Source organism: Bartonella sp. B1099 (assembly GCF_944801835.1).
Classification (GTDB): Bacteria; Pseudomonadota; Alphaproteobacteria; order Rhizobiales; family Rhizobiaceae; genus Bartonella.
Genome location: NZ_CALYLN010000001.1, coordinates 386719 through 406631, shown reverse-complemented (window position 1 = coordinate 406631; position 19913 = coordinate 386719). Strand labels below are relative to the sequence as shown.

Annotated in this window: 19 protein-coding genes, 1 tRNA gene and 2 pseudogenes; 9 read left to right on the top strand and 13 right to left on the bottom strand. The window is 41.1% G+C overall.

The window, feature by feature from the left end:
• Positions 1 to 62: 62 nt before the first annotated feature.
• Positions 63 to 872 carry a VIT1/CCC1 transporter family protein gene (locus NNJ73_RS01800; protein WP_254492432.1) on the bottom strand — a complete coding sequence of 270 codons (810 nt, stop codon included), beginning with the start codon at positions 870 to 872 and terminating at the stop codon, positions 63 to 65.
• 1034 nt (positions 873 to 1906) lie between these two features.
• Here NNJ73_RS01800 and NNJ73_RS01795 point away from each other — a divergent pair.
• The 3 genes from NNJ73_RS01795 (at position 1907) to NNJ73_RS01785 (ending at position 3349) form a co-directional block, all read left to right on the top strand.
• A complete protein-coding gene (locus tag NNJ73_RS01795) occupies positions 1907 to 2578 on the top strand; it encodes a hypothetical protein (protein WP_254492431.1) in 672 nt (223 codons plus the stop codon).
• Positions 2579 to 2874: 296 nt separating this feature from the next.
• A complete protein-coding gene (locus tag NNJ73_RS01790) occupies positions 2875 to 3090 on the top strand; it encodes a hypothetical protein (RefSeq protein WP_254492430.1) in 216 nt (71 codons plus the stop codon).
• 106 nt (positions 3091 to 3196) lie between these two features.
• On the top strand, positions 3197 to 3349 hold the full coding sequence (locus tag NNJ73_RS01785) for a hypothetical protein (RefSeq protein WP_254492429.1): 153 nt from the start codon (positions 3197 to 3199) through the stop codon (positions 3347 to 3349).
• A 430-nt stretch (positions 3350 to 3779) separates the two neighbouring features.
• On the opposite strand, the gene NNJ73_RS01780 is transcribed toward NNJ73_RS01785, so the two are convergent.
• The 3 genes from NNJ73_RS01780 to NNJ73_RS01770 form a co-directional block, all read right to left on the bottom strand.
• Positions 3780 to 4313 carry a type II toxin-antitoxin system PemK/MazF family toxin gene (locus NNJ73_RS01780; protein ID WP_254493186.1) on the bottom strand — a complete coding sequence of 178 codons (534 nt, stop codon included), beginning with the start codon at positions 4311 to 4313 and terminating at the stop codon, positions 3780 to 3782.
• Between the two features lie 414 nt (positions 4314 to 4727).
• Positions 4728 to 5297 (bottom strand): disulfide bond formation protein B, encoded by a 570-nt coding sequence (locus NNJ73_RS01775; protein ID WP_254492428.1) that lies wholly within the window; start codon positions 5295 to 5297, stop codon positions 4728 to 4730.
• A 12-nt stretch (positions 5298 to 5309) separates the two neighbouring features.
• Positions 5310 to 5915: a YqaA family protein gene (locus NNJ73_RS01770; protein ID WP_254492427.1), complete on the bottom strand. Its 606-nt coding sequence runs from the start codon at positions 5913 to 5915 to the stop codon at positions 5310 to 5312.
• A 196-nt stretch (positions 5916 to 6111) separates the two neighbouring features.
• Here NNJ73_RS01770 and NNJ73_RS01765 point away from each other — a divergent pair.
• Positions 6112 to 6196 (top strand) — tRNA-Leu (locus NNJ73_RS01765).
• Positions 6197 to 6214: 18 nt separating this feature from the next.
• Here NNJ73_RS01765 and NNJ73_RS01760 read toward each other — a convergent pair.
• Positions 6215 to 6461: pseudogene (locus NNJ73_RS01760) on the bottom strand (integrase arm-type DNA-binding domain-containing protein); the annotation flags it as partial.
• An 839-nt stretch (positions 6462 to 7300) separates the two neighbouring features.
• On the opposite strand from NNJ73_RS01760, the gene NNJ73_RS01755 reads away from it, so the two are divergent.
• Positions 7301 to 7576, top strand: a complete 276-nt coding sequence (locus NNJ73_RS01755; protein WP_254492426.1) for a hypothetical protein — start codon at positions 7301 to 7303, stop codon at positions 7574 to 7576.
• 531 nt (positions 7577 to 8107) lie between these two features.
• Here the strand turns inward: NNJ73_RS01755 and NNJ73_RS01750 are convergent.
• The 3 genes and pseudogenes from NNJ73_RS01750 to fumC (NNJ73_RS01735) form a co-directional block, all read right to left on the bottom strand.
• A complete protein-coding gene (locus NNJ73_RS01750; protein WP_254492425.1) occupies positions 8108 to 8998 on the bottom strand; it encodes an outer membrane protein in 891 nt (296 codons plus the stop codon).
• 723 nt (positions 8999 to 9721) lie between these two features.
• Positions 9722 to 9923 (bottom strand): annotated as a pseudogene (gene fumC, locus NNJ73_RS01745) (class II fumarate hydratase); the annotation flags it as partial.
• Between the two features lie 581 nt (positions 9924 to 10504).
• Entirely contained in the window at positions 10505 to 11893 is a 1389-nt protein-coding gene (gene fumC, locus NNJ73_RS01735) for a class II fumarate hydratase (protein WP_254475541.1), read from the bottom strand.
• A gap of 231 nt (positions 11894 to 12124) precedes the next feature.
• On the opposite strand from fumC (NNJ73_RS01735), the gene groES reads away from it, so the two are divergent.
• The 4 genes from groES to NNJ73_RS01715 all read left to right on the top strand — a co-directional run bounded on the left by groES (position 12125) and on the right by NNJ73_RS01715 (position 15007).
• Positions 12125 to 12421, top strand: a complete 297-nt coding sequence (gene groES / locus NNJ73_RS01730; protein ID WP_005774667.1) for a co-chaperone GroES — start codon at positions 12125 to 12127, stop codon at positions 12419 to 12421.
• Between the two features lie 61 nt (positions 12422 to 12482).
• On the top strand, positions 12483 to 14126 hold the full coding sequence (groL, locus tag NNJ73_RS01725; RefSeq protein ID WP_254475537.1) for a chaperonin GroEL: 1644 nt from the start codon (positions 12483 to 12485) through the stop codon (positions 14124 to 14126).
• Positions 14127 to 14465: 339 nt separating this feature from the next.
• Positions 14466 to 14774: a hypothetical protein gene (locus NNJ73_RS01720; protein ID WP_254492424.1), complete on the top strand. Its 309-nt coding sequence runs from the start codon at positions 14466 to 14468 to the stop codon at positions 14772 to 14774.
• Positions 14681 to 15007, top strand: coding sequence for a hypothetical protein (locus tag NNJ73_RS01715; protein ID WP_254492423.1), 327 nt, complete (start codon positions 14681 to 14683; stop codon positions 15005 to 15007). The genes NNJ73_RS01720 and NNJ73_RS01715 overlap by 94 nt, the downstream gene beginning before the upstream one ends.
• A gap of 1619 nt (positions 15008 to 16626) precedes the next feature.
• Here the strand turns inward: NNJ73_RS01715 and NNJ73_RS01710 are convergent.
• The 5 genes from NNJ73_RS01710 to NNJ73_RS01685 form a co-directional block, all read right to left on the bottom strand.
• The gene (locus tag NNJ73_RS01710; protein WP_254492422.1) at positions 16627 to 16827 is read right to left on the bottom strand and encodes a hypothetical protein; all 201 of its coding nucleotides are present in this window, start codon (positions 16825 to 16827) and stop codon (positions 16627 to 16629) included.
• A 128-nt stretch (positions 16828 to 16955) separates the two neighbouring features.
• Positions 16956 to 17192, bottom strand: coding sequence for a hypothetical protein (locus tag NNJ73_RS01700; protein WP_254492420.1), 237 nt, complete (start codon positions 17190 to 17192; stop codon positions 16956 to 16958).
• A complete protein-coding gene (locus NNJ73_RS01695) occupies positions 17189 to 17851 on the bottom strand; it encodes a lysozyme (protein WP_254492419.1) in 663 nt (220 codons plus the stop codon). The genes NNJ73_RS01700 and NNJ73_RS01695 overlap by 4 nt, the downstream gene beginning before the upstream one ends.
• Positions 17852 to 17959: 108 nt before the next feature.
• Entirely contained in the window at positions 17960 to 18247 is a 288-nt protein-coding gene (locus tag NNJ73_RS01690; RefSeq protein WP_254492418.1) for a hypothetical protein, read from the bottom strand.
• A 282-nt stretch (positions 18248 to 18529) separates the two neighbouring features.
• A complete protein-coding gene (locus NNJ73_RS01685; RefSeq protein ID WP_254492417.1) occupies positions 18530 to 19462 on the bottom strand; it encodes a YopJ/AvrA family T3SS effector serine/threonine acetyltransferase in 933 nt (310 codons plus the stop codon).
• Between the last annotated feature and the right edge of the window lie 451 nt (positions 19463 to 19913).

Sequence of the window (19913 nt, the reverse complement as noted above, 5' to 3'; positions counted from 1 at the left end):
AACTCTCTATGCGAGAGCGAAATTATATTCGAGATCGAAAGGATAAGGGGTGCGCGTTTTTTTTAAATACTGCCGATAAGAATCCCTGTGGCAAAAACCAGAGTCCCCCCAATGATGACCTGTAAAGAGGCGCGCCAAAAAGGGGTTGACATGTATTTGTTCTGGATCCAGACGATGGCGCCGAGTTCAAAAAAAACAATGATACAGGCAATCACTGTTGCGACATAAAAAGAATTGATCAAATAGGGAAGCGTATGACCTAACCCGCCCAATGTGGTCATAATGCCGCTGGCAAGACCTCTTTTCAAGGGCGAACCCCGTCCTGATAATTTGCCATCATCATGGGCGGCTTCTGTGAAACCCATTGAAAGTCCCGCTCCAATGGAAGCTGAAAGCCCGATCAAAAAAGTTTGATGGGTTTCTCCCGTGGCAAAAGCGGCAGCAAAAATGGGGGCAAGGGTGGAGACAGAGCCATCCATTAACCCGGCAAGACCCGGTTGAATCCATGTCAAAAGTGTTTGTTTTTCCGCTTTCGAGGGCTTTTTTATGGTGTGATTTGCTGCTGTTTTTGGGCGAGAAGGTTGGCTCCCCTTGCTTTTTACAAAAGAAGTTTGTTCACATAATCCAGCCGCCGTGTGCGCTCGATTATGGCAAGAAAGACACAAAAGTTGCTTATAATTTTCAAGCTCTTGAATTCCCATCGCCGTAAAAACCGCCGCTTCTTTAGAGGAATAAGACTCTAGCGCTTTTGCATATTTTAAATAGAGCGCTGCTTGTTGCTCTTTTACTTTGAGTGCTTGAAGGAGCATGTTTTGTGCCGAACGAAAGAACAGAGCTTTACGCTGTACAAATGAAAAAAACGATTTAAACATTCTCTGTTCCTTTGCACTTTAGAATAATTCTAAAAGATGAAGAAAAATAAACTGAAAGTCAACCTAAAAATTACAAACTGAAAAAATGCAAAAAAGTTGCAGTGAGAAAAAAAAGAATGTGCGGGCACCATGAAAGTAAAGCTGACCAATCAATAAAGGAGATTTATCCAGGGGTTTCGCGAGGGGAGCCCCGTGAAGGAATTGAGAGAAAATAGGCTTTATTTTGCTAAAGGGGTGTTCCAATGGAGCATTCCAATTATTGTACGAGAGTCAATGGATTTATGCTCGGAAATGTATGAAAAAAATAAGCCAGCGCTATCATTTAGTTGGTGCGTTCAAAAAATGATAAAAAACTTTTTGAAATTTGAGATCATTCTTTAAAAGAGACCTTGTCTCAAGGGTTCTAAGTCTCTTTTCGTAAGAGCGCTGCTGAAGGGAATAAAGCAGTAAATGCCTATGAAATAATAAAAATCTATTGAGTCTTCTCATCTTTATGCTTCATAAAAGAGCACGCCAGCGCCATCACTTGTCTTAGTCCCCAATGTTCGCGACAGTCTTTAGCAGCGTTTATTCTCGGCATTTTTATTGGATCGTTTTACATTCCGCATCGCGTTTTAAGTGTAAGCCAGCCCTCTTATGATATTAGCATTGAGGTGGACTTGTTTGCGTCTAACAAATTATCTTTTGTGCTGTAATTGGAACTTGTTTTAAAGGTTAGAGTGTATCAATGAAAGAGATGTATTTGTTTGATCACGCATGAAAATGGTGCTTTATGAAAGGTCATTTATCGCCTTGCAACGCGCCTTATATCTTGCATGAAAGCCCCAAATTCAGTAGGATTCTCTCACTTCAAAACTTCTTATATTGAATCAATCAAAATCATTTCCTTGTGAATCACGAGAAGGGAAATGTTGTGGACCACTTAAAAGTGTAATAAATTCGGGAGGGAGTGCATAATCTCTGTGTATTGAGGGAGATTGTTCTTAGCGTTTTGAAAAAAACATTCAGTTTTGTAGAAAAAGGCGGGGAAATATATGGAAATTGATAAATGCTTGGAATTGTGGCGGCTTCTTGAAAAACTAACAATACTCCAGGCAGCGCTTTTAATAGCTGGTTTGAATCCTATGACATGTACAGTTATCGAGACACCTTACCCAGAAGATAGTGTTATTTACGAAGATGGCAATGTCGTATCTCGAGAGAGTACTGTTGTATTCCATATTGCTTATAATGCCATCGTTCAAGCAGGACACAGCAGTCGGTTAATAATAGAATGGGTTGAGAATAGTATTCTAGGTTTTATAAATGAATCTTCCTCACATGTTCTCGTTGAAGATTTAAAAGAATGGCTTTTATCACGTGGTCAGCGCCCTACATTTTTCTTTCCTGAGGATGATTCTGGCGACATTAAGGATCAAAAGTATGCGTTTCAAAATCCAAATCATCCACGTTATGCTCCAAAGCTTGCTGCAGCTGTGGCGGCATGGGAAGCAGTGAGCGAGGCTGAACTGGGTAAAAGTGTTAAAGCAACGCTTGCACAATGGGTGCAAGGGAATGGTAAAAAATATGTAAAGAAAAATGGTGAATTAACAAAGGATTTCATTGAACAGGTTTCAAGCGTTGCTAATTGGGTACCTGAAGGAGGGGCTCCAAAAACAAAAGCTAGCGTTTCTTTATCAGAAAAAAAAGAAACTAAAAAAAAGTGATAATTCTGTTTGTTCTGCGTCTGTTGATGATGCAGAAATGCCTTTCTAGGGGGGGGGAGGTTTAAGCTATCCTCCCCTAGATTATAACTAATTGTTTTTACATAAGAAAATATTTTATCGTATTTCAATGACTATTCAGAGGGGGGAAAATAGACATTGTTGGGCAGTAAAACCTCCCCTATCGTTTTCATAACTTAACCATCTATTTTTATTGATTTTTTTTGGCATTGTTCAATTCGATTCAACTGAATAGGAAAATCAAATGCAATGGAGATGAAAATGTTATGGAGATGACAATGCTAAAAAAAATCTTTTCTTTTTTTACGGGGACTGAAAGTGCAAAAAATTCTCAAGGAAATATACCGATGAATGGATCGATATTGGAGCAGCCTGTGGCGGATGAGGTGGTGCGAAAATCGTTTAGAGGGAGCGTATTGTCGCGTTGGCTAAAGTTTGAATTTATCATTGTGATGGAAAAGGTCAAAACACGGCGTCCTGTGCGTTCTCCCTAAAGAAACCTTGCTCTCTATCGCTTTGTGAAGGATTTCTCTTGAAAAATTGGCGCTATAGTAAAATCCTCTCATGGCATAATACGAAAAGGATATCTTATGATTTATCATGATGAAAATGCGAAAAGAAAAACAGCTGTATGGCATGGTTACTCTGGAAGAATTTGTCGCTCGCGCAGGTGATGATCGATATTTCAGTGTCCCTTTTGTCCATTTATTTCTGACCAATGGAAGTGATGAACAAGCTTTTGTTTTATGGTGATGGTGGTCAACGTTAAAGAATGACACTTGAAGAATATCAAGGGCTTTCAAGGGGATAGAACAAAGAAAAATATATTCCACCAAAGAGGGGTGTTTCTTGGAAATAAAATTGACCATTAAAATCGCTTGTTTAAAGGAAACAGGTAACCGTGTAAGGAGAATGCATCCTGCGGGCTGTTTATTGTGAAACAGTTCTCTAAAGAGAGAATTATAATCCTTGCTACTGCGTAAGCCTCTTTACTGCAGTTTGTGATCGTTGCTTTTGCGTGATGATGGTGATACTCTTGCTGGATCGCTTAAATTAAAGGGAGCACTTAAACGACGAAAGGAGTGGTTTCCCACTCCTCCGTTCCTATCTCCCCTTGCGGGGAAGCGGCCACCATTACTGATGCCGTATATGCTTTTTTATATACGCTTATTGTAAAAAAAAGTCAAGGGTGTAAACGGGGTAAATATTTAAGCATAAGAGAAATAACTTTATGAAATTCTTCCTCCGATAACCTTGGGGCGCCACTATGTGAGCAACTCAGACGGCTTACCGAAACGGTTGTTACATAATTGCAGATAATCCATGCTTTTTTATGTTCTATTGGAGATTGTAAGGGATAAGCCGCGGGATTATTCGGTTGTGATTTTGTCGAAAAGGGCAAAACCGTAACATTCCCGTAGAGCTTCGCATTCTTAGAGAGCACTAAAACAGGACGTTTTTTCCAGAATTCAGGGAGAATCGAATCATGAGGGAAATCGCACCAAAAAACTTGTCGAATGCGTGGTGCTGATTTGAGCCGAGGTTTTATATGAGGGGGTTTTGTGTAAGGCGCATTGAGATCTCCAAATTTCTCATGTTCTCGCCATGCGGCATGATCATGTTCCATCACACTATGCGGTGCTTCAAGGTGACAGATCTCTACAGGAGTAAGCGAGGAAGGGGGAGTGGGAGGCGTTGTGTTTTTATCCTCAGGCATGGTTGACCATTCAATCTTTATCGGTCCCCTCACTTAATTCTCTGATCGCTTTTCTGCCGCCAGCTTCTATCAAAATATTGCTGATAAGTACAGAGAAGCAAAACGATAAAATATAGATATTCGTTGTTTTTGTTGTTTCTCTCCCCTTTGGAGAGGAGGATATTGATAACAACATTAAACCTGCAAAGGCATGAAAAAGAAAACAGAGGGAGATTTTACAACAAAAGGTGTGTTTCATCCGTTTTAATGTTTAAGGAGAAGTTTGATGAGAAGATGATGTTTGCGGACGCGTGTTGCAGGGATAATTTTTGTGTTCTTGACGCTTTGTGCTGGGGGCTCTTTTGCTATTGCAAACCCATGCGCTATGCAGTGTTTTAAAGAGAAAGTATGCTGTTCTGCGTGGGAGGAATTCGTTTATGTCTTGTGGCCTGAAAGAATGCCTTTTGAAGTAATATAGAGGCTCATAAGGATGAAAAGGAGGCTTGCAACCACATTCCAACCGGCAAATGAAAGAAAAAGAAAACGGGTGGGGGCTTCTGAACAAGAAGGAGGGTGAATGTTGTTTAATTGATTAAGCAGTTGGTTAATGTCTGAGGTTTTTCGCACAGCGTTTAAACCACAACTGGGAGGAGCTTCCCAAAAGCCATATTCAACACCGGCATGATAAACGGCTAAAACAAGGCTGATGCTCATTAAGACAAAAACACATAAAAATAAAAGTTGTATCCAAGAAGACATGCGAAAAAACCATGCTCCAAAACCTGCTAAGAGCAAAAAGGGGATGGCACCGTAATAGGGAAAACGTTCGATAAGACATAAATCGCAAGGAAGATACCCACCAAAATATTCAAAACAAAGGGCAAGACCTACGGTGGCGGACAAGCAAAAAGCCAGAAAAAAAGCCCATAAACTTTGTTCTTTTCTGCTGGGTTCTAGATGAAGATGCTTGTGTAAAAGGGAATGGGAAGAAAAAACACATGCCATTGGGTCTGTTCCTTATAAAAGCTGTTTGTTAAAAAAAGCTATGAAAAGCCCATAAATTAAAAGGAGACTAACACACCCCATGAGGATAATCCATTTGAAATGCTGTTTTAGAAAATTCATTGCTTTTTGTCCAAAATGTTTAATCAGCCACGCGAGAAGATAAAAACGGGCACCTCGGGAAAAAATACAAATGAGAATGAAAAGTTCAAGATGGACACTCATCACACCCGCCAAAATTGTGACAATTTTGATGGGGGGAAGATGAAAAAAACCTGATGTTATCAATAAAATGATTAGAAATTGCAGGGTTGCATGGTTTTTTAGAGCTTCAAAACTTTCAACTTTACCGTAAAATTCTAAAATGGGTTTGGCAAGGGTGTCATAGGCAAAATGTCCGATAAACCAACCGGCAATGCCTCCTAAAACAGAACAGATGGTTGCAATGAAAGCATAGCGATAAACCCGATTTTGGCGGATAAGCAGCAGTGGGATATATAAAATATCTACGGGAATGGGAAAAAAAGAACTTTCAATAAAGGCAATGAAACCAAGCCAGTGTGGTGCTGTACGCCGATTTGCTAAAGAAATCGTCCAAAGCTTTAATTTGTTTAATATCATGAGTTTTTTTTATAAATTTAAGAGGTAAAAACTTTACAAATGAATTTGCTATAAATGTGATAAAGAAAATATTCCATTAAACAGAGAAGAAAATGAGAGAAATTCTTAAAAAATCAAAAGTCTTCTGTTGACGAATCTATGCTTCTTCATATAGTGCAAGGGAATAATCGACAAGTCTGTCTTTTATAATACAAGTGCGGGTGTGGTGGAACTGGTAGACGCGCCAGACTCAAAATCTGGTTCCGAAAGGAGTGTCGGTTCGAGTCCGACCACCCGCACCACTTTTATAAAGACTTCCATTTAATGGGGGCACGACCTTTACGAAAAACAGAATGCCACCCAGTTACCAATTCATGAGCTTTTTTAAGAAACATCTCTCAAGGTACTCAAGCCCATTTCGTGACTATGCCCGTGAATGGTATAATGGTAAATCCATTGAGCACCCCCATTTTTACGCATGTAAAAAAGCAAGCCGGTACCATCATTATATTTACCAGCCCCCAATGTTGCAACAGACCTTGCATTGAGACGGTTCATAAGAGCCATTTTTAATTCTCTTATACTTATACAAATTTTATCCACACATTCATCCCGCTTTTAACGTGCAAGGGTATGATTTTGATTGATTCAAGATAAAGAGATTTGAAATGAGAGAATCTTACGATATTCGGGACTCTCATTCAATATGCAAAACAGCAAATTATTATTTATAAATAAATGCGTTAACTTATTCAAACAGAGTGCATCATATTGATTTATAAAATCATGGGATTTGTAAAAAATTGGGATTTATCAACAGGATTCATTGTTTTGCCTGTTGAATGAACAAACTCGAAGACAAGAGGGGGCTCTTATTTTTAAATCTGTTGATTGCCAATCAGTCAAAACCATGCTCTTGCACATGATAAGCCGGATACACTTTTGTGGCGTAAAACTGTACAAGCATGCCTTTTCATGAATTTGATTAAGTGTGAAGGGGTATCCTTGGAGGGGGGCAAAGTATAGGAAGCTTCCAGCGTGCTCTTTAATGAAGGGTAAAGAGGGTGCACAATAGATTTTATTTTTTATGGGATCTGTGGCGAAATGGGTTTGCGGGTTTCATGTTTTTTTTAATACGCCCGCAAATGAGCCCGTGTCTTGAGGGCATGGTTTGAAGGACTCTCCTATGATGTGAGGGGACCCAAATGGGTTGAAAAACAAAAACGTGAGGTAATAGCCCTATTCTTTAAAAGATACTGCTTGGCCTTTGCTTGCTGAAGCAGACGTCAAAAAGGAGAAGGTAAGGCTGGAAACGGCTTTTCACAAATGGTTTTTTTGGCTTTTACAACGTCATATTCTTCCCCAATGAGTTCTTCTCCAATGAGATTGTCTCTTTCGCTTCAGAAATGACACAAACAGAGAGAGGCGATATCCTTGTTCCATTCTGGCATAAAACAGTTGTAACACAGCGTCATTTGACGTGGGGTGATAGAAGGCAAGCCGTTGCAGTATTTTTTTCAGTGTGTCTTGAATATTCAAGTGAGAGCTTTCCCATAGCATTTTTCAATTTAAGTGAAACCCATGAAATGGGAAGTCAAGAGGAATTCACTCAAGAGTTGTCGTTTCTTTACAAACTGACATGGGGGGGTAATCCGCCATGGGTTTTTAGAATAGTGGTTTAAAATAGCGGGTTAAAATCTTTGTTTTTTTGAGATGGGGCGCAAAAGCAATTTCCGTGACCCTATCAAGTGATCTTACTTGAGGAAAAAGGAGGTGATCGGTGAATTGACACTGAAAAACTGGATTGTTTATCGATGAAGAAACATTGCTTTGGGAGGCGTGAAGATAAAGATTGAAAAATAAACACATACACTCTATCTCTGTTATGCTGTTGTCCGTGTTATCATCATCAGCTGCCCTTGATGCGCAGTATGCGTCTTTGTTTTAAAGAAATATCCGTGTTCTTCCTTATTTCATGTAATGATCGTGAGGGTAAAGCTCTTCTATTTCACATGTGTCCTCTAAAGGGGGGAGGATAGGAGCTTGCGAAAAGCTGGATTGTTTCACAATTTCTTTATGGATGGTTTAGCCTTTATGGACGGTTTAGCGCTGGTTTTTAGAGTCTTCGTCTTTTTTAAAGGGGGGAGAGAAGCATAAAAAAAAACCCTGCTTTTACAGGGCTTTTTAAACGTTTCATTGTTTTCTACAAGAGATTAGAATTTATAAGCGATGCCAAGGCGAAAATTATGCGCCTGGGTACTCATTTTAAGTTCATCATTGGCAAATTTCTGTTTAAAAAAATCTGTATAACGATATTCTGTACGCATGATAATGTCATCTGTCATGGCAAGATCAAAGCCACCACCAACAGTATAACCAATCATTCTTTTTGTCTTATCGAACACATTGCCAGAAGCAAATACTGTCGAATCTTCTTGCGATTTTGTTAAAAGAGATAGGATATATTGCATCTGTGTGTAGGCAACACCCCCTGCAATATAAGGCATAAGACGATGGGAAGCAAAACCAATGCGCGCACGCAGAGCGCCAGCCCATTTTTCTTTCAATGTGACACTGCTCACAATAATATCACCATAGTTGGGGATCGTTTCATCCTGAGCAGCGGGTTTTATAATAGGAATTCCAGCTTCTTGAAAGACTGCGTTAAGAGAGTCTAAGTTATCGAGAATTTTCTTGCCATTGTCCGTTTGGCTGTTTTTCCGCCCAGACCAGATCATATCTGTATCAAAACTGACAACAAGGCTATTTCCTAAATCAATATTAGAACCTGCATAAAAACCGCCGATAAATCCTGATGGTTTTGGTGAGAGATCTCTGTTGACCCAAGCCCATTTCCCGTTCTCTGTTTTTGGAGCGTAATCTAAAGTGCTCTTAGTGAAAACTTGTCCAATTTGTCCGCCAAAATAAAAACCAGACCAAGAAAAAGGCACAGAAACAGTGACTGGCGCAATCCTTGGAGCTAAACCACTTGGCGCTGTAACATTCGACTTTGATGGTTGAAACATTACCGTATCAGCCGCTTGCGCTGTTGAAGCAGTCATAAAAGTGAAAAGAGAGAGTGCAATTAAACATTTTGTATTCATAAAACGTCCCCAATTTATTTCAATTACATAATCTATTATGCATAAATTAGTTAAAAAAATCTATATATAATTTCATTATGAAAAAAATAAAGCACACCAAAAATCCATAATTTTTCAGTATTAAGTATTTTTTAAAAACGTGTTTATCTTGCTCTTACACCGTGAACGTCTTAATTTTTAAGAATTTTTTTGGCTATATCCTTTCAGTATTCTCTGTATTGTAGAAAACATTATGATTTAATAAGTTAATATTTTATCTTGTTAAAAAAATATTATTTTGTAGATATAAAAATACTTTTTTATTGTTAATGTATAAATGCATTATCCATAATGATTGATATTCTTGTGCTTCATATATATGCTGGATATCAATGTCCTTCGTTTTAAAAAGTGCAGAGTACGTCCTTCCTATTCTTTGTCAGTTTTAATCTTCTGACTCCTCTTGTATGGCGATAGTCTTGAGCGTTTGAGAAGAAGAGCAACGTTCTTTTTTCCATTGTTTTTATCGCTATGCTACGCTTTCTTGTAACGATCCAAGCACAGCGTTTGGATTGATTCAATGGAATATTAAAAGGGGTGACATGAAGAATAAAAAGGAGGAAGCGCTATTCGTTTATGAGGTTTTTTTTCATGAAAAGGATAAACCATTCTTCTCGTTCGTCTCAGCTGGAATGGAGATGAAATCCTAAAGACCGATTAACATTGGCAATTTTTAAAAAAGAGAGCAGCTTTAAAGAGAACAGCGTATGGATTCAAGCTTATGTGAAAATGCGCAAGAGCGCCATGATGCGCAAGCGCTTCAAGTTTATTGTGGGCCATCTTAAAGGATATTTCTGTGAGGGCGCTGATTATTTGTCGCAAAGGCAATGTCAAAAACTTGTGGGGTGTTGCGTTTTGTTCCAATAGCTGTTGCCTCATTGAGAAGCATTCCTATCGTTACGCTTCATAAAAAAAGAGCAAGCCGGTATCATCACACACTTGGGCCTGTTCTAAAATGTTATGGACCAATCCTCAGCACTTCTCGAGGGTTCATTAGAGGCATTTTTGAGTCCTTTTTTATACAAATTTTTACCACCCACACATTTCGCTTGTGATGTGCCAGCAAGTGATTTTGATTGTTTCAACCAATATAAAGGGATTTAAAATGAAAAAATCTTACAATTTTCAGGACTCTCATTCAAGTTTAATAACACTATATTATCTTTGTCGGATTCTTATTGGGAAGCGATCATCTTTTTGGGATCAACCCGCCGGTCATAATCTTCTCCTAAAAACACTTGGCTTTAAGGGCTTTGGTGCACAAAGTTGTATCATTTTTATGCGCTGCTTTGGCAATTCTAGCTACTTTTTCATAGCCAATTTCTGGTGCAAGAGTTCCTTTGGACCAGAGCCAAAATGGAGATGAGAACCTAAAATAAACACTGTGAGCAACTATCATCGGGGCGTGGCGCCCCGATGGCTTCGAGGGATAAGAGTTAAGAAGTTTGTTTCTTCTTTGTCGGATTTTTATTGGGGAGCGATCATCTTTTTGGGATCAACCAGCCGGTCATAATCTTCTCCAGAAACGCCTGCTTTAAGGGCTTCAGTGCGCAAAGTTGTATCATTTTTATGCGCTGCTTTGGCAATTTCAGCGGCTTTTTCATAGCCAATTTCTGGAGCAAGAGCTGTGACTAACATCAGTGAACGCTCCATGAGGGCGTGAATATGAACGCGATTGGCGCGTAATCCTTGAATGCAGTGCATATCAAAGGAGCGCATGCAATCCCCAAGAAGGGTAATCGATTGTAAAACGTTATAGCCAATAACAGGTTTATAGACGTTGAGTTCAAAATGCCCTTGACTGGCGGCAAAGGTGACGGTGGTATGGTTGCCAAAAACTTGGGCTGCAACCATGGTCATGGCTTCGCATTGGGTGGGGTTAACCTTGCCGGGCATAATAGAGGAGCCGGGTTCATTTTCAGGCAAGTTGAGTTCGCCTAAGCCAGAACGGGGACCAGAACCCAAAAACCGGATGTCATTGGCAATTTTAAAGAGATCAGCGGCTAAGGCATTTAAGCTACCATGGAAATGCGCAAGAGCACCATGATGAGCCAGCGCCTCAAATTTATTGTGTGCCGTCTTAAAGGATATTCCTGTGAGGGCGCTGATGTTTTGAGCAAAGGCAACGTCAAAGCCTTTCGGGGCGTTGAGCCCTGTTCCCACAGCTGTTCCGCCCTGAGCAAGCATTTGAACATCAGCAAGGGCTGTTTCAATCCGATGAAGATTGGCTTCCAGCGCGACCCGATAGCCTGAAAATTCTTGGGCAAGCGTTAAGGGTGTGGCATCTTGTGTATGGGTACGTCCAATCTTGATGATGTCGGCAAATTCTTCTTCTTTTTTCTTGAAAGTGGTAATGAGCGCTTCAAGAATAGGAAAAAGATGTTGGCGTGTTTGCAGCGTGGTGGCAATGTGAAGCGCCGTGGGAAAGGAATCGTTGGAGGATTGACTCATATTGACATGGTCATTGGGATGAACAGGCTTTTTGCTGCCCAGTTTGCCCCCCAAAAGCATGCTAGCATGGTTGGCGATCACTTCATTGACATTCATATTGCTTTGGGTCCCTGAGCCTGTTTGCCAAACAGAAAGGGGAAAATGTTCATCGAAAGCGCCAGAGAGAACAGCATCAGCCGCTGTGACAATCGCTTTGCCAATCTTGGGAGAAAGTTTGCCTTTGTCCATATTGACAAGGGCAGCTGCTTTTTTCACAAGGCTTAGGGCATAAATGATGGTGAGAGGCTGCTTTTCACTGCCAATATTAAAATTATGCAGAGAACGTTCAGTTTGTGCTCCCCAATAACGATCTTGGCGTACCGAAATCGTTCCAAAGCTATCCGTTTCCTGACGTGTTTCAACCATGATAAGATCCTTTATTTGTTCACGGGTTCTTAAAAAAGCTAGATAACGCGAAATGGCAAGAAGAAGCAAGACGTGGAAGCTGTATTTATAGAGAAATTATTTTATGGCTATCCTTGACATTGAGAAAAGCCGATTTTATATCTTAGAGAGTGTTAGCACTCACATACATAGAGTGCTAGCAAGAACTTTCTAAGATTAATGCAATTATGTTCAGTTTTAAGGATTTAAAACATGGCTAATATACAATTCCGCCCACTTCACGACCGTGTCGTTGTTCGTCGGGTTGAATCTGAAAATAAAACCGCTGGTGGGATTATCATTCCTGATACAGCAAAAGAAAAACCACAAGAAGGCGAAGTGATTGCTGTTGGCAATGGCGCTCTGGATGATAACGGAAAGCGTGTGCCTTTAGAAGTCAAAACAGGGGACCGTATTTTATTTGGAAAATGGTCTGGAACTGAAGTCAAGATTAATGGGGAAGACCTCTTAATCATGAAAGAATCTGACATTATGGGAATTATGGGCTAATTCAAAAGCGCTCAATTTTTCATTGTGTACTATTTTGAAAAAAACTCCAAGGAGAAATTAAATGGCTGCTAAAGAAGTCAAATTTGGCCGTGAAGCGCGTGAGCGTTTGTTGCGCGGTGTCGATATCCTTGCTAATGCGGTTAAGGTGACACTCGGCCCTAAAGGGCGCAATGTGGTGATTGATAAATCATTTGGTGCGCCACGCATCACAAAAGATGGTGTGTCCGTTGCAAAAGAAATCGAACTGGACGATAAGTTCGAAAATATGGGTGCGCAAATGTTGCGCGAGGTTGCTTCTAAAACCAACGATATTGCTGGGGATGGAACAACAACGGCAACGGTGTTGGGACAAGCGATTGTGCAAGAAGGCGTTAAGGCTGTTGCTGCGGGCATGAACCCTATGGATCTTAAACGCGGGATTGATGCTGCGGTGGATGAAGTGGTGGCTAATCTTTTCAAAAAAGCCAAAAAAATCCAAACTTCAGCAGAAATTGCACAAGTAGGGACCATTTCCGCAAACGGTGCTGAAGAAATTGGTAAAATGATTGCAAATGCCATGGAAAAAGTGGGCAATGAAGGCGTCATTACCGTGGAAGAAGCTAAAACCGCTGAAACCGAATTGGAAGTTGTGGAAGGAATGCAGTTTGATCGTGGCTATCTTTCCCCTTACTTTGTTACCAATGCTGAGAAAATGGTGGCGGATCTTGATGATCCTTACATTCTTATTCACGAAAAGAAATTGTCTAATTTGCAATCCTTGCTCCCAGTTTTGGAAGCGGTTGTGCAGTCTGGTAAACCTCTTCTTATCATCGCTGAAGATGTGGAAGGCGAAGCTTTGGCAACGCTCGTGGTGAACAAGTTGCGCGGTGGTTTGAAAATTGCTGCTGTAAAAGCACCTGGATTTGGTGATCGCCGTAAAGCAATGCTGGAAGATATCGCTATCTTGACATCGGGTCAGGTGATTTCTGAAGATGTGGGCATTAAGCTTGAAAATGTCACTTTAGATATGCTTGGTCGTGCTAAAAAAGTGAATATTTCTAAAGAAAACACCACCATTATTGATGGTGCTGGACAAAAGGCTGAAATTACTGCACGCGTTAATCAGATTAAAGCGCAGATTGAAGAAACAACTTCTGACTATGACCGTGAGAAATTGCAAGAAAGATTGGCTAAACTCGCTGGTGGTGTTGCTGTTATCCGTGTGGGTGGGGCAACGGAAGTTGAAGTGAAAGAAAAGAAAGACCGTGTGGATGATGCCTTGAATGCAACACGTGCTGCTGTGGAAGAAGGTATTGTTGCTGGTGGTGGTACCGCATTGTTGCGTGCAGCAAGTGCGTTGAGTGTTAAGGGAAGTAATCCTGACCAAGAAGCGGGGATCAATATCGTTCGTCGTGCTCTTCAAGCACCCGCGCGTCAAATTGCAACCAATGCCGGTGAAGAAGCGGCTATTATCGTTGGCAAGGTGTTGGAAAATAATACTGACACATTTGGTTACAACACCGCAACGGGTGAATTTGGTGATTTGATTGCTTTGGGAATTGTTGACCCTGTGAAGGTGGTTCGTTCTGCTCTTCAGAATGCAGCCTCCATTGCAAGTCTTCTGATTACAACAGAAGCGATGGTTGCGGAAATGCCAAAGAAAGAGGCTCCAATGCCTCCAATGCCAGCCGGTGGAATGGGCGGAATGGGCGGAATGGATTTCTAAGCTCTTTTCCCTAGAAATAATAAAGAAACGGGTCTTTTTGACCCGTTTTTTTTGTCTATTTCTTTTCTTCTTCACGTTCTTGGGGGTGGCTTCCTTCACGTGGAAAAGAAGACTCTAAACGTCCTCTCTCTAATAGTCTTTGTTTATGGTCCCCAATATTATATCACAGTCCTAATGGCTCCATAAGCAGCATGCCACTTTCATCCCTTTCATTTTTATGCCTTTTTCCCGATCCTCTTTGCCACACCCGTTATTCTTCTTTACGATTTTGACAATTTACAGAAGACGGTAGAGAATAAACCTTGCGCTTTCAAGCTCATTTCGTGATAGAGCGGCTGCGTGGTACGAGGGTTGGTGCCATGGTGCGAGGGTTGGTGCTGCGGTACGGGGGCTGGTTCCGTGGTGCGAAGGTTGGTGCCGTGGTACGAAGGTTGGTGCCGTGGTGCGAGGGTTGGTGCCATGGTGCGAGAGCTGGTGCCGTGGTACGAAGGTTGGTGCCGTGGTGCGAGGGTTGGTGCTATGGTGCGAGGGTTGGTGCCATGGTGCGAGGGTTGGTGCCGTGGTACGGGGGCTGGTGCCGTGGTACGGGGGTTGGTGCCGTGGTACGGGGGTTGGTGCCGTGGTGCGAGGGCTGGTGCCGTGGTGTGAGGGCTGGTGCCGTGGTACGGGGGCTGCCATGGTGCGAGGGTTGGTGCCATGGTGCGAGGGTTGGTGCCGTGGTGCGAGAGCTGGTGCGTGGTGTGAGGGCTGGTGCGTGGTGCGAGAGCTGGTGCGTGGTGCGAAGGTTGGTGCCGTGGTGTGAGGGCTGGTGCCATGGTACGAGGGTTGGTGCCATGGTGCGAGGGTTGGTGCGTGGTGTGAGGGCTGGTGCCGTGGTGTGAGGGTTGGTGCTATGGTGTGAGGGCTGGTGCCATGGTGCGAGGGTTGGTGCGTGGTGTGAGGGCTGGTGCCGTGGTGTGAGGGCTGGTGTTGTGGTATGGAGAGTGGTTACAAAGTGTACATTCTTATGGTTCACTTTACAGTTATACGTTTTTACGATTTTGACAATTTACAGAAAATAAGACATTTCCGATCACTATCATTTCAGTCATCATTGCTCTCAAAGCCTATTGATTGGTATCATTCCTCTTCAAACAATTAACAAGCATAAAATGAGATAAGAGCTATATTATATAGCTTCTATGGCTCTCAATGTACCACGGCACTGATGGCTCCACGAGCAGTATGCCATCTTTTATCCCTTTTATTTATGCCTTTTTCCTGATCTTTTTTCCCTCACTCATCATTTTTCTTATAAAGCGCACATTCTTATGGTTCATTTTACAGTTTCACGTTTTTACGATTTTATAAATTTACAGAAAAAAGTAGAGAAGAGACATTGCGTTTTCAAGCGCATTTCGCGATGGGGTTGGTGCCGTGGTGCGTGATGTGGGGGAAGTTGGGGAAAGGGGGATTAAATCAATAGTCTTGAAATGTTCATCGGCTCTCTACGGATTTCTGTGAATAAGCAAAATTGTAAAAACGTGAAACTGTAAAGGCAAAGGATGTGTGCTTTGTCAAGAGCATGAGGGTTTGCGGATGATTGGATGAAGAGAGGGGTGAACGGAAGTGTAGAGGTTGGAAAGTTGTGTGGAAGAGTGAGATTTGAAGAAGGTGTGAGGGGCGCTGAAGAAATAAGTAAGGGGTATATGCGGTACTGTCTGCTTTTTACCATAAGGTGGTTAGGTGGCAATGAGATGCAGCAATGAAAAAACGCGTATTGTTCTCGTTATGAGGGGAGGCATTATTTTAGATCATGCCATTGCTTCACAGTTTTGAGAGGGGCGTAGGGGGTATGGTGCGTTGTTTCTTTTATTTTACGTTTGCCTTTGTTTGAAGGGGGATTAAATCAATAGTCTTGAAATGTTCATCGGCTCTCTACGGATTTCTGTGAATAAGTAAAATCGTAAAAACGCGAAACTGTAAGCTAAGGGGGGGGCGTATGTGGTTGGTGCCGTGGTGTGAGGATTGTGAGGGCCGGTGTGTGGTATAATGCTCCCACGAAGTGTATGAAACTTATAGGGTGCTACCTTTAGGCTTCAGAAAAGATGGAGGGGAGTATTCTTTAGCATAATATGATTTCTGTTACTTACTGATGCGTTTATTGAAAAGAAAACTCTTCGAATGGTCTAAAAATGCTTCGCGATGATACGGATAATTCTCTGTCCATCAATATGTTAATTTAAACGGTCTCCGTTGGCATGTTCATTTTCCCAGAATATTTTCTTGAGGCAGCTTAAATTTCTTCCTCATGGGCTTTTTAAAAAAATCCCTTTTCATGCCGCTTAGTGCCGCTAAAATGAATGCTGCTTAATGCCTGAAAATTCATGACAGAATAGCGTTTGTGAAGCGTGTAAACTTTCTCATGAGACGTGAAAATTTATCTATAAAATCTTCCCGTGTTTTCAAAATAACGGATGTTTTTTTAAAATTGAACACGTCTCATGTTTCATTGTTCATTTTAGAGCTGAATATTCGATTTTTGTGTAAAAATACTTGTCAAGGCATCCATAATCCGTGAAAAATCAAGCGCTAAGAGGAAAATGATGAATATAATCCACTTCGTATAGCGTGACATCACTTTTATACTTTTATAAGTCATGATGATTTCTTGGAGAATTTCTTTTTCCTTTTCTGTAAGCTCTGTTTTTTTTCTAGCCATGTTTCCACCCACACAAGCCTTCCCCTTGTTTGTTATGTTTTAAAATTTCTCTGGCGAGATTTGAACTGATGTTTGTGAGATCTTTTTGCTCTAAATAAATGGGCATCCAACCCATGCAGGATGAAGGCTCATGGATTGTTTTTATCGCGCAACCAGTGAATAAGAGCAGCGCGCACATCAGCATCACTTTTTTGATTAATTTCATTTTCCACCTCAAGCCGTGTTGTTGATGACTTTAGCATTCTTTCTGTTTGCTTTTGCTGTTCAAGCTTTTTTCCAAGCCTAAAAGCTTTTGCTAAAGCGATAAAAAAAGCGGTCAGAGCCGCTCCTGTGATCATTAAATTTTTTTTCAGCCATTCCATCATAAGCGCTGCTCCTGAAAGCGTTTTGTTACAAAGAAAATGCCAACACAAGCGGCTAAAACCATGATGGTTGCCAAAGCCCATTGGATGGGACCATTGCCTGCCAATAAACCTCCAAGACCAGAAAAAGAACCAATAATGGGGGTGAGTGCTTCGGCTTTGAGAAAACCCATGGGGTCTTTTGTTTCAACCGTTTGATAATTGGGAGAAACATAAGCCCCTTTTGCCCATAATCCTGCTTCTGCTGCACGACGGTGCACAAGACCGTGAAGACGTTTTCCACCCGCTTTGGTCCACTTTTGTAATTCAGAAGGAACAGCTTCATATTCGCTGTTATTAAGTTTTTTGAGCAGAGTCGACTTGCAAAAAGCCGCTATTCCTACATTATAGCAAAACGATACGAGCGCGGCAAATTGCTCATCTGTTAAGGAAACCGTCACATTTTTTTCAACGGCATTCTCAAATTGTCTTAAATCGTGGGAAAGAATTTCTTCGGCTTGTTTTTCTGTGATGATCATGCCCTTGTGAACAAACGGTTTGCCAGCCGTGCTGGTATGACCATAGCCAATTGTCCACACCCCGATGGCATCTTTATAGGCCTTTAAACGCAATCCTTCCCATTGTTTAATGAGTGAAAGCCCTTTTGGTGATATTTTTCTCATTTGCTTCTCCATAAAATAAAGCCTCTCAAAACTGTGAGGCTGGTCGACAGATTAAAAATGATTTTTTTCACGCTTCAAGAATAAAAGAGATGTAAAACTTTAATGAAATCAAAAGGTTGGTGATGGTATCTCCAGTGGACATTCTAAGTGGATATCCCAAGTAGGGGAATGGTTGGTGGTGTTTGCCTTTAGCTGATGGGCGGGGGTGGTTTTGAGATTTCCTCCGTGTGCTGGTTTTTTGAGGGAGTCTTGTTGGGGGGGACTGGCTGTTGGTTGAGGTACGATAAGCGTACTCCATTGCGGTTGTTTGATCTGATGGCATGAAGGCGCTTGAGATAAAGTGACACGCTCAGAAAAATAAGCGTGGGTATAGGCTTTGATTGAAGACGAAAGCATCAAAATAATTTTACTCGTTCAGCATTCTGTCTATCTACATAAGGATCATGGTGGACAAGAGCTTTGGGCGAATAAGAGCTGTGGAATTTTGATACAGTTTTAAAAGGGGCTGGTTTTGAGAGAACATTTGAGAGGATAACAGCCTTTTGCTCTTAACAGACAAGTTGCTTGCTATTTTTGTTTTACGAACGCAAAAGCCCCTTTGCTTATCGCAATCTTAGCTATAAAGAAGCAGCGCTTTGTGCTTGATGAAGAGGAAAGAGGGGAAAACGTCAATGACAATTACATTGTCAAAGCTTTGTATTCCGTGGCTCTTTTTCTATGTTGTGAAACAGAAACAGTTTTTCCCCCTTCTTCTTTTAAGTTTTTTTCAAATCTCTCGGTGACAGTTTCCCCTTTTTTGTTGACTTTTTCATGGGCGGCTTCTGGGTTGGTTTTGAGATAGTGTTCGAGGCGTCTTCGCCCTTGCGCATGTTTATATAAACTGACGGGAAGATAAGAATCTAACTTTTCAGGAGATAGAGGTGTATCTGGTTCGCATAATACACCCTGAACATTATCCTTATGCAGTCTTTCTAATTTTTGAGATTCAAGGTAAAGCTTTTTGGCGAGCGCTAAACTAAACATTCCACATTCAGAGGAGCTTCGTTGAATATCCATTTCTGCTATAGCAAAAGAACAGTTGGACAATTCATGCGCTTTAATGGCCAATTGTGTTCTTAATGCTAGCATCGCTGGTTTCATATTGTTAAGTGTTGTCGGTTCAAAAAATACCACGGACGTTTTGTCATCGATGGTTTGGTGATCAATGACTGAAAAATGGATTCCTCTATCCTTTGTGTAAATGATAAATCTAGAAGATTGAATGCCGTTTTCGAGTGTGTCTTTAAGGGCAAGGGCAAAGTGGTGAGATGACGTTACCAGTTGGAGATGCATTTCGGGATACTTGCTATTTGCTTGTTCTACCAAGGCTGGCATCAGTTGAAGATCTGTACGGGCATAATCAGCTGTAAACCAACGGCCAGTTAAGATGTCATCTTCTAAGCCCGCAATAATAGCTTTTAACTTTTTACGATCGAAAGGGATATTTTTTTCTTTGGCGCTGTTAGGGTGTTCTAAATGTGTTGCAAGATTTTCCGTAGGATCATTAGAACTTGCACCTTCTGGTGTTGCTGAAGAATGAGGGGAGACCTCTTGTGAAGCTTGTGGTTTCATACGATTAACCTTTCTCTTGAGGAGCGAGAGGCGATATTATTTTCTTACATTTTGACAAAATGATGTTTTGAAAAAAAAGCTTTTGTTTCTTGAAAATTCAGGAAAAAATCATCTTTTCAATGGTTTTATAAGAAGGTCAATTGAGAAATTTTCTGCGTTTTTAAAATCGGCGTGTTTTTTACAGCTGTAAAATCTGTAAAAATTGGAGGAAATTGGCGGGTGTTTACAACGTTATCTTTATAGTTTAAGTTATTTTTATCCCATAGCGCATTTCAATGAAGAGAGGACAGCATTTTTTCAACAGTTCTCCCTGTGAAAAAATGAGATTATCCACAAGAGCCGTTTAGCCAATATTGCCTATTTAAAAACATTCTTTTGGATTTTTGCCCAAAAAAGTCCCCAAAAGCCCTAAAAAGATCGTCTTCACCTTTTGTGATCAAATGATCCTGCT

Coding starts and splice junctions, on each gene's coding strand:
- NNJ73_RS01800 (WP_254492432.1), bottom strand. CDS start 872: ATGTTTAAATCGTTTTTTTCATTTGTACAGCGTAAAGCTCTGTTCTTT.
- NNJ73_RS01795 (WP_254492431.1), top strand. CDS start 1,907: ATGGAAATTGATAAATGCTTGGAATTGTGGCGGCTTCTTGAAAAACTA.
- NNJ73_RS01790 (WP_254492430.1), top strand. CDS start 2,875: ATGCTAAAAAAAATCTTTTCTTTTTTTACGGGGACTGAAAGTGCAAAA.
- NNJ73_RS01785 (WP_254492429.1), top strand. CDS start 3,197: ATGATGAAAATGCGAAAAGAAAAACAGCTGTATGGCATGGTTACTCTG.
- NNJ73_RS01780 (WP_254493186.1), bottom strand. CDS start 4,313: ATGCCTGAGGATAAAAACACAACGCCTCCCACTCCCCCTTCCTCGCTT.
- NNJ73_RS01775 (WP_254492428.1), bottom strand. CDS start 5,297: ATGGCATGTGTTTTTTCTTCCCATTCCCTTTTACACAAGCATCTTCAT.
- NNJ73_RS01770 (WP_254492427.1), bottom strand. CDS start 5,915: ATGATATTAAACAAATTAAAGCTTTGGACGATTTCTTTAGCAAATCGG.
- NNJ73_RS01755 (WP_254492426.1), top strand. CDS start 7,301: ATGACACAAACAGAGAGAGGCGATATCCTTGTTCCATTCTGGCATAAA.
- NNJ73_RS01750 (WP_254492425.1), bottom strand. CDS start 8,998: ATGAATACAAAATGTTTAATTGCACTCTCTCTTTTCACTTTTATGACT.
- fumC (WP_254475541.1), bottom strand. CDS start 11,893: ATGGTTGAAACACGTCAGGAAACGGATAGCTTTGGAACGATTTCGGTA.
- groES (WP_005774667.1), top strand. CDS start 12,125: ATGGCTAATATACAATTCCGCCCACTTCACGACCGTGTCGTTGTTCGT.
- groL (WP_254475537.1), top strand. CDS start 12,483: ATGGCTGCTAAAGAAGTCAAATTTGGCCGTGAAGCGCGTGAGCGTTTG.
- NNJ73_RS01710 (WP_254492422.1), bottom strand. CDS start 16,827: ATGGCTAGAAAAAAAACAGAGCTTACAGAAAAGGAAAAAGAAATTCTC.
- NNJ73_RS01700 (WP_254492420.1), bottom strand. CDS start 17,192: ATGATGGAATGGCTGAAAAAAAATTTAATGATCACAGGAGCGGCTCTG.
- NNJ73_RS01695 (WP_254492419.1), bottom strand. CDS start 17,851: ATGAGAAAAATATCACCAAAAGGGCTTTCACTCATTAAACAATGGGAA.
- NNJ73_RS01690 (WP_254492418.1), bottom strand. CDS start 18,247: ATGCTTTCGTCTTCAATCAAAGCCTATACCCACGCTTATTTTTCTGAG.
- NNJ73_RS01685 (WP_254492417.1), bottom strand. CDS start 19,462: ATGAAACCACAAGCTTCACAAGAGGTCTCCCCTCATTCTTCAGCAACA.